7 protein-coding genes are annotated in these 6,699 nt (G+C 64.4%); 5 read left to right on the forward strand and 2 right to left on the reverse strand.

The window, feature by feature from the left end:
* On the reverse strand, positions 1-980 hold a 980-nt coding region (miaB, locus tag AC1DSN_RS16305), incomplete at its 3' end, for a tRNA (N6-isopentenyl adenosine(37)-C2)-methylthiotransferase MiaB (RefSeq protein ID WP_477331682.1).
* A gap of 158 nt (positions 981-1,138) precedes the next feature.
* On the opposite strand from miaB, the gene AC1DSN_RS16310 reads away from it, so the two are divergent.
* A complete protein-coding gene (locus AC1DSN_RS16310; RefSeq protein ID WP_477331684.1) occupies positions 1,139-2,260 on the forward strand; it encodes a lytic transglycosylase domain-containing protein in 1,122 nt (373 codons plus the stop codon).
* A 151-nt stretch (positions 2,261-2,411) separates the two neighbouring features.
* Here the strand turns inward: AC1DSN_RS16310 and AC1DSN_RS16315 are convergent, their stop codons facing one another.
* A complete protein-coding gene (locus AC1DSN_RS16315; protein ID WP_213947848.1) occupies positions 2,412-3,599 on the reverse strand; it encodes a S1C family serine protease in 1,188 nt (395 codons plus the stop codon).
* 196 nt (positions 3,600-3,795) lie between these two features.
* Between AC1DSN_RS16315 and petA the strand changes: the two genes are divergently transcribed.
* From petA to AC1DSN_RS16335, 4 genes are all read left to right on the forward strand, one after another.
* Positions 3,796-4,395, forward strand: a complete 600-nt coding sequence (gene petA, locus AC1DSN_RS16320; RefSeq protein WP_063573455.1) for a ubiquinol-cytochrome c reductase iron-sulfur subunit — start codon at positions 3,796-3,798, stop codon at positions 4,393-4,395.
* A complete protein-coding gene (locus AC1DSN_RS16325; RefSeq protein ID WP_213947849.1) occupies positions 4,395-5,684 on the forward strand; it encodes a cytochrome b in 1,290 nt (429 codons plus the stop codon). Before petA ends, AC1DSN_RS16325 begins: the two co-directional genes overlap by 1 nt.
* Positions 5,677-6,432: a cytochrome c1 gene (locus AC1DSN_RS16330; RefSeq protein WP_213947850.1), complete on the forward strand. Its 756-nt coding sequence runs from the start codon at positions 5,677-5,679 to the stop codon at positions 6,430-6,432. Before AC1DSN_RS16325 ends, AC1DSN_RS16330 begins: the two co-directional genes overlap by 8 nt.
* A 68-nt stretch (positions 6,433-6,500) precedes the next feature.
* A partial coding sequence (locus tag AC1DSN_RS16335) for a glutathione S-transferase N-terminal domain-containing protein (RefSeq protein ID WP_477331686.1) occupies positions 6,501-6,699 on the forward strand: 199 nt, incomplete at its 3' end.

Below are 6,699 nucleotides of genomic sequence, written 5' to 3' on the forward strand. Positions count from 1 at the left end.
TCCTCGATCAGCTTCATGGTCTTTTCGAAGTCCTCATCCGTCTCGCCGGGGAAGCCGACGATGAAGTCCGACGACACGCAGATGTCCGGGCGCACCGAGCGCAGCTTGCGGATCTTCTGCTTGAACTCGATCGCCGTGTAGCCACGCTTCATGGCCGAGAGAATGCGGTCCGACCCCGCCTGCACGGGCAGGTGCAGGTAGTTGGCCAGCTGCGGCACGTTGGCGTAGGCCTCGATCAGCGAGTCGGAGAACTCCAGCGGATGCGAGGTGGTGAAGCGGATGCGGCCGATGCCTTCGATCTGCGCAATAGCGTGGATCAGCACGGAGAGATCGGCCATGTCGCCATCGTGCATGGGGCCACGGTAGGCGTTGACGTTCTGGCCGAGCAGGTTGACCTCGCGCACGCCTTGCTCGGCGAGCTGGGCCACCTCGACGATGACGTCGTCGAACGGACGGCTGATTTCCTCGCCACGCGTGTAAGGCACCACGCAGTAGGAGCAGTACTTCGAGCAGCCTTCCATGATCGAGACGAAGGCGGTGGGGCCTTCGGCGCGCGGCTCGGGCAGGCTGTCGAACTTCTCGATCTCCGGGAAGCTGATGTCCACCTGCGACTTACCGCTGGCGCGCTGGGCTTCGATCATTTCCGGCAGGCGGTGCAGCGTCTGCGGGCCGAAGACGAGGTCCACATAGGGTGCGCGCTTGAGGATGGCATCGCCTTCCTGCGAGGCGACGCAGCCACCCACACCGATGAGCACCGGCTTGCCGCCCGCCTTGTGCGCCTTCCAGCGGCCGAGCTGGCTGAAGACTTTTTCCTGGGCCTTTTCGCGGATCGAACAGGTGTTGACCAGGATGACGTCAGCTTCCGCTTCGTCCTGGGTCAGCTCGAGACCGTGCGATGCGAGCAGGACGTCGGCCATCTTGGCCGAGTCGTACTCGTTCATCTGGCAGCCGTGGGTCTTGATGAAAAGCTTGCCGCTCATGGGCCGGGATACCGTGATTCGTGGGGAGTTACCGAACCGCACAGTTTACGCCGCCACCACCCGCCTTGCCACAGGGTTCGGCGGATCAATGACTTGCGTGAGGAAGATCACGTTATTGGCCCTTGGCAGGGCATAGGTGCTCGGGCACACTCGCGCCCATGGTTCACGACGCGACGCCAGGGGAAAGCGCCGGCCATCCCGCCTGCCGTTTTCTGCTCTCCCGAATGGCCCTGCGAAGGGCTGCGGGCGTCTGCGTGCTGCTTCTGGGCCTGCTGGCGGGGCCGGCGTCGGCGGCTGCCCTATATAGATGTGTCGGCAGCACGGGCGAGACCGTGTTCTCCGGCAGCACTTCCGGCTACAAGGACTGCAAGCGGCTGGCCAATATGGCCCCGGCACGTCCGGCACGTCCGGCCCGGCCGGTCGCTCCGCCTGCTCCCACGAGTGCCGTCTTTCAGGCCGTCGAGGCCGCGCCCTCGTTGAAGGGCGTGATCGGCAGCGTCGTCCTGGCCCCGGGGCGGAATGACGACCGCGTATCCGCTGGCCTCGCCGCGGTCGCGGCATCACCCGCGATCAAGGCGCCGAAGGGTACGTGGGATTACCACGAGTCCGCCTCGACCGACCTGGCGTCGATGCCCGCCCCGGAGCAGCCCAAGGGTTCGCGCGTGCTCCGTGGCGCCGTCTACCGGATCACCCGCGCGGACGGCGGCGTCGAGTACACCAATATTCCCCAGGGGGGCGGTGGTGCGAAGGGGCAGAGCATCAAGATGCTCTTCACCTATATCGCCACCTGCGCCGCCTGCGACGTGCATTCGAAGATCGACTGGAACAGCGTGGGGCTCAACATCGTTGCGTATGGCGATGCCATCTCGTCGGCCAGTCACGAGTTCGGCGTGGACGAAGCGCTGTTGCGAGCGATCATCCATGCGGAAAGCGCGTTCAACCCGCGTGCGTTGTCCGTCGCGGGCGCGCAGGGCCTGATGCAGTTGATTCCCTCCACGGCGCGCGACATGGGCGTGCTGGACGCTTTCGATGCGAACCAGAATATTCGTGGTGGCGCGCGGTATCTCGCGCTGCTGCYGCGGAACTTCAACGGCAACGAACGCCTCGCGGCGGCCGCGTATAACGCGGGCCCCGGTGCCGTGCAGAAGTACAACGGCGTGCCGCCGTATGACGAAACGCAGGTGTATGTCGAGCGCGTCGGGGTGCTTCGCAAGCGCTATGGCGAGTCGCTAAAGCAGCGTCCCAGCACCAACGTCCCGTTGGCTTCCCGCGGCACCTGACGGCCCCATACCCCCGCTCGTTAGGAGCCGATTCATCGGCGATTCCTGACGTAGTCGCGACCTGCCATCGCCGATGAATCGGCTCCTACTAGGCAGGGCATCGCGGGGCAGGGGTTTCGCCGGGCGGGGGGGCATCGCCGATGAATCGGCTTTACCGGGCGGCGCCTTGCAGGGCCTGCATGGGTGCCGTGGGTGGCCGCTGGGTGGGGGTGATCGTGCTGGCGAACGGTGCGCCGTTGCGCAGTCCGGAAATCGCGATCGCCACGCCGGGCTTGAACGCGGCTTCATGGCGGCGCAGGTCGGAGGCGTCGAGGATGTCTTCGCCGCCGATCTTCAGGATCACATCGCGCTGCTGGATGCCCGCCATGGCCGCGGGGCCGCCGGGGGATACATCGTTCACCACGACGCCGCGCGCCGCGGAGGGTAGGCCGCTGTCGGCGGAAATCGGGACGGCGCCGTAGTCCGCGCCGATCCAGCCGCGCACGACATGGCCGGTCTGCACGATCTGGTCGAGGACCTCGCGCGCACTGGACACGGGAATGGCGAAGCCGATGCCTTCGGCGCCCACGGCCTGGCCGATCAGCGAGGTGTTGATGCCCACCAGGTCGCCATGGGCGTTGACCAGGGCGCCGCCGGAGTTGCCGAAATTGATCGCCGCGTCCGTCTGGATGAAGTTCTCCAGGCTGGACAGGTTGAGCTGGCGCCCGATGGCGCTGACGATGCCCATGGTCACGGTTTGACCAATGCCGAAGGGATTGCCGATGGCGAGCACCACATCACCCACGCGCGGACGGCGATCCGGATCGGTCATGTGGATGGCGGGCAGGTTGCCGGCGTCCACCTTGAGCACGGCGAGGTCGGTCTCGTCGTCGGAGCCGACCACGCGGGCCTTGGCCACGCGCCCGTCGTAGAGCAACAGCTGGATGTCGTCGGCGTTGGCAATGACGTGGTTGTTGGTCAATACGTAACCATCGTCGCTGACGATCACCCCCGAGCCCAGGTTCTGCTGGCGCCGTGTACGCGCCGGCCCCGTGGGTACGCTGAAAATGCGCTGCAGCACGGGGTCGGAGTAAAGCTGGCGCGGCTGCTCGGTGACCATCTTGTTGGCGTAGATGTTGACCACGGAGGGCGCCGCCTTGGCCACGGCGTCCGCATACGAGGCCGGCCCGGAGGCGGGTGAATCGCCTGTGGTCGTCGCCGTGATGCCGGTGGGAGCGGTGAAGCGCTGGCGGAGAAAGGCGCCGCTACCGGGCCAGAACAGGCCGATGATGAAGGCCACGGCAAGGCCGAGCACGACGAAGCGGGCAATGAAGGCGAGCGTGCGGGCGGCGTGTTTCATCTAAGAACTGAGGGATCCTGTCGTCGTCGCATCGCCGTGCCCATGGCACCCCTTGCCCCTTATGGGATAGGGTGGCGTCCAGTTTATTGTACGTCGCTAGTGCTGACGTTACACTGACGCGATTTGCGGAAGCCGATTTCCGAACGAACCGGCGATAGGGGTCCGCAACCTCAATGGCAAAGTTCCGGAGAGCCTGATGGCGAACGAAGTCGTCGATCACGGGCGCCGTCGCTTCCTTACCGTTACGACAGCAGTCGTAGGTGGTGTGGGAGTGGTCGCGGCGGTCGTGCCCTTCATTAAGTCGTGGGAACCAAGTGCAAGGGCTAAGGCGGCAGGTGCGCCTGTCACGGTCGATATCAGCGCCATCGATGCGGGCCAGAAGGTCACTTTCGCATGGCGTAGCCTTCCCGTTTTCGTGGTCAACCGCACCAAGGACCAGCTGGCCCAGCTGAAGGGCCTCGAGCCTCGCTTGCTGGATCCCCAGTCGTCCAACACGGAACAGCAGCCCAAGTACGCGACGAACGAAACCCGTTCCATCAAGCCTGAGTGGCTGGTCGTCATTGGCCTGTGCACCCATCTGGGCTGCGTTCCCGATTTCGTCCCGGACATCAAGCCCGAGCCGTTCGACGCGAACTGGAAGGGTGGCTTCTACTGCCCCTGCCATAAGTCGCGCTACGACCTCTCAGGCCGCGTGTTCAGTGGCGTGCCCGCACCGAAGAACCTCCCTGTGCCGCCGTACCACTTCGTGGACGACACGCACATCCAGATCGGTGTCGATCCGAAGGAGGCCGGCTGATGGCTAACCTATTTGACTGGGTCAACGAACGTGCGCCGAACCTGGCGCCCACGTTCCGCAAGCACATGACCGAGTACTACGCGCCGAAGAACTTCAATCTTTGGTACTACTTCGGCTCGCTGGCGATCCTGGTGCTGGTCAACCAGATCGTGACCGGCATCTTCCTCACCATGAACTACAAGACGAGTGCGCTGGAAGCGTTCAACTCGGTCGAGTACATCATGCGTGACGTGGAGTGGGGCTGGCTGATCCGCTACATGCACTCCACGGGTGCCTCGCTGTTCTTCGTGGTCGTGTTCCTGCACATGTTCCGCGGGATCATGTACGGCTCGTTCAAGCGTCCGCGCGAGCTGGTGTGGATCCTCGGCATGCTGATCTTCCTGGTCCTGATGGCCGAAGCCTTCATGGGCTACGTGCTGCCGTGGGGCAACATGTCGTTCTGGGGCGCGAAGGTCATCATTTCGCTGTTCGGCACCATTCCCTACATCGGCCCCGGCCTGGTGGAGTGGATCATGGGCGACTTCCTGCCCGCCGACGCCACGCTCAACCGCTTCTTCGCGCTGCACGTGATCGCGCTGCCGCTGGTTCTCCTGCTGCTGGTGGTGCTGCATCTGGCCGCGCTGCATGAAGTGGGTTCGAACAACCCGGACGGCGTGGACGTGAAACATGGTCCGAAGGGCAATCGCTGGGATGCCAGCAAGCCCATCGACGCCATTCCGTTCCACCCGTATTACACGGTGAAGGACCTGGTCGGCGTGGGCTTCTTCCTGCTGATCGCGGCGTTCATCATCTTCTTCGCGCCCACGTTCGGCGGCTGGTTCCTCGAGCACGACAACTTCACCCCGGCCAACAACCTGGTGACGCCGACGCACATCAAGCCGTCGTGGTACTTCACGCCGTTCTACGCGATCCTGCGCATGATCCCGTCGTTCTTCGGCACGGCCATCTGGGGCGTGATCGGCATGTTCGGCTCGATCCTGATGCTGGCCTTGCTGCCATGGCTGGATCGTGGCGAAGTCCGCTCGGTACGCTTCCGTGGCATGGGTTACCGCATCGCGCTCGCCGTGCTGGTGATTTCGTTCCTGTCCCTGGGTGCGGTCGGCGCCGGCGTCACTGCCGAGCTGATTCCCGAGTGGTTCCCGGGCGCGGACGCGACCACGTTGGAGAACGCCTTCGGCCGCGTCATGACGGTGGCCTACTTCGGGTTCTTCATCTTCATCTGGGTGTACACGCACTTTGGCCTCGAGAAGACCAAGCCGGTTCCGGAACGGGTGACGACGCATGATTAAGCGCTATCTATCCGCCATGGCCCTGGCGCTGGGCCTCTTCGTCGTCACCGTTCCCGCCTTCGCACAGGAAGGCGGTGAGGGTCTGCCCTCGGCCGGGACGAACGTGAATGACCGTGCGTCGCTGCAGCGTGGCGCCAAACTGTTCTTCAACTACTGCGTCGGCTGCCACTCGCTGAAGTACGTGCGTTACTCGCGCGTGGCCAGCGACCTCGGCCTGAGCGAAGACGAGGTGATGTCCAACCTCAACTTCACCGGCGCGAAGTTCGGTGAACCGGTGATCTCGCACATGCCGGCCGATTCGGCGAAGACCTGGTTCGGCAAGGAGCCGCCGGATCTCTCGCTCGAAGCGCGCGCCAAGGGCGTGGACTTCATCTTCAATTACCTGAACTCGTTCTACCTCGACCCGAGCCGTCCGGTCGGCTGGAACAACACGGTCTTCCCGAACGCCTCCATGCCGAACCCGTTGTGGGAACTGCAGGGCTTGCAGGTCGCCGTCCATTCCGAAGCCACGCCAGGCCACGATTCGGTGGTGGAGAAGCTCGAACTCTCCCAGCCGGGCCGCATGACACCGGAGGAGTTCAAGGGCGCGACGCGCGATCTCGCTACCTTCCTCGAGTACACGGCCGAACCGGCTGTCCTCCAACGCCAGTCGGTCGGCGTGTGGGTGGTCCTGTTCCTCGCCTTGCTCACCTTCCTGCTGTACCTGGTGAAGCATGAGTACTGGAAGGACGTTCACGAGAACCACTGAATGATGTCCCTCGGGGCGGCCTGACCGGTCGCCCCGTTTTATTTGCGGCAGGGAGAGGGCTCGCACGCATGGTCCAGAATGCTCGTTCGCGAACGGCTTTGACGCTGTACACCAGCGCCGACGATATCCACTGCCACCGTACCCGGCTGGTGCTGGCGGCCAAGGGCGTGGCGTACGACCGGATCATCCTGAAGGCCGACGAGCCTACCCCCGACCTGCTAGAGCTGAATCCCTACGGCACGCTGCCGACCCTGGTCGACCGTGACC

The sequence above is a fragment of the Luteibacter sp. P4_D7_3 genome, assembly GCF_056401735.1.

Bases quoted from the DNA above. Each gene is read 5' to 3' on its own strand.
- AC1DSN_RS16315 (WP_213947848.1), bottom strand. From the start codon at position 3,599: ATGAAACACGCCGCCCGCACGCTCGCCTTCATTGCCCGCTTCGTCGTG.
- petA (WP_063573455.1), top strand. From the start codon at position 3,796: ATGGCGAACGAAGTCGTCGATCACGGGCGCCGTCGCTTCCTTACCGTT.
- AC1DSN_RS16325 (WP_213947849.1), top strand. From the start codon at position 4,395: ATGGCTAACCTATTTGACTGGGTCAACGAACGTGCGCCGAACCTGGCG.
- AC1DSN_RS16330 (WP_213947850.1), top strand. From the start codon at position 5,677: ATGATTAAGCGCTATCTATCCGCCATGGCCCTGGCGCTGGGCCTCTTC.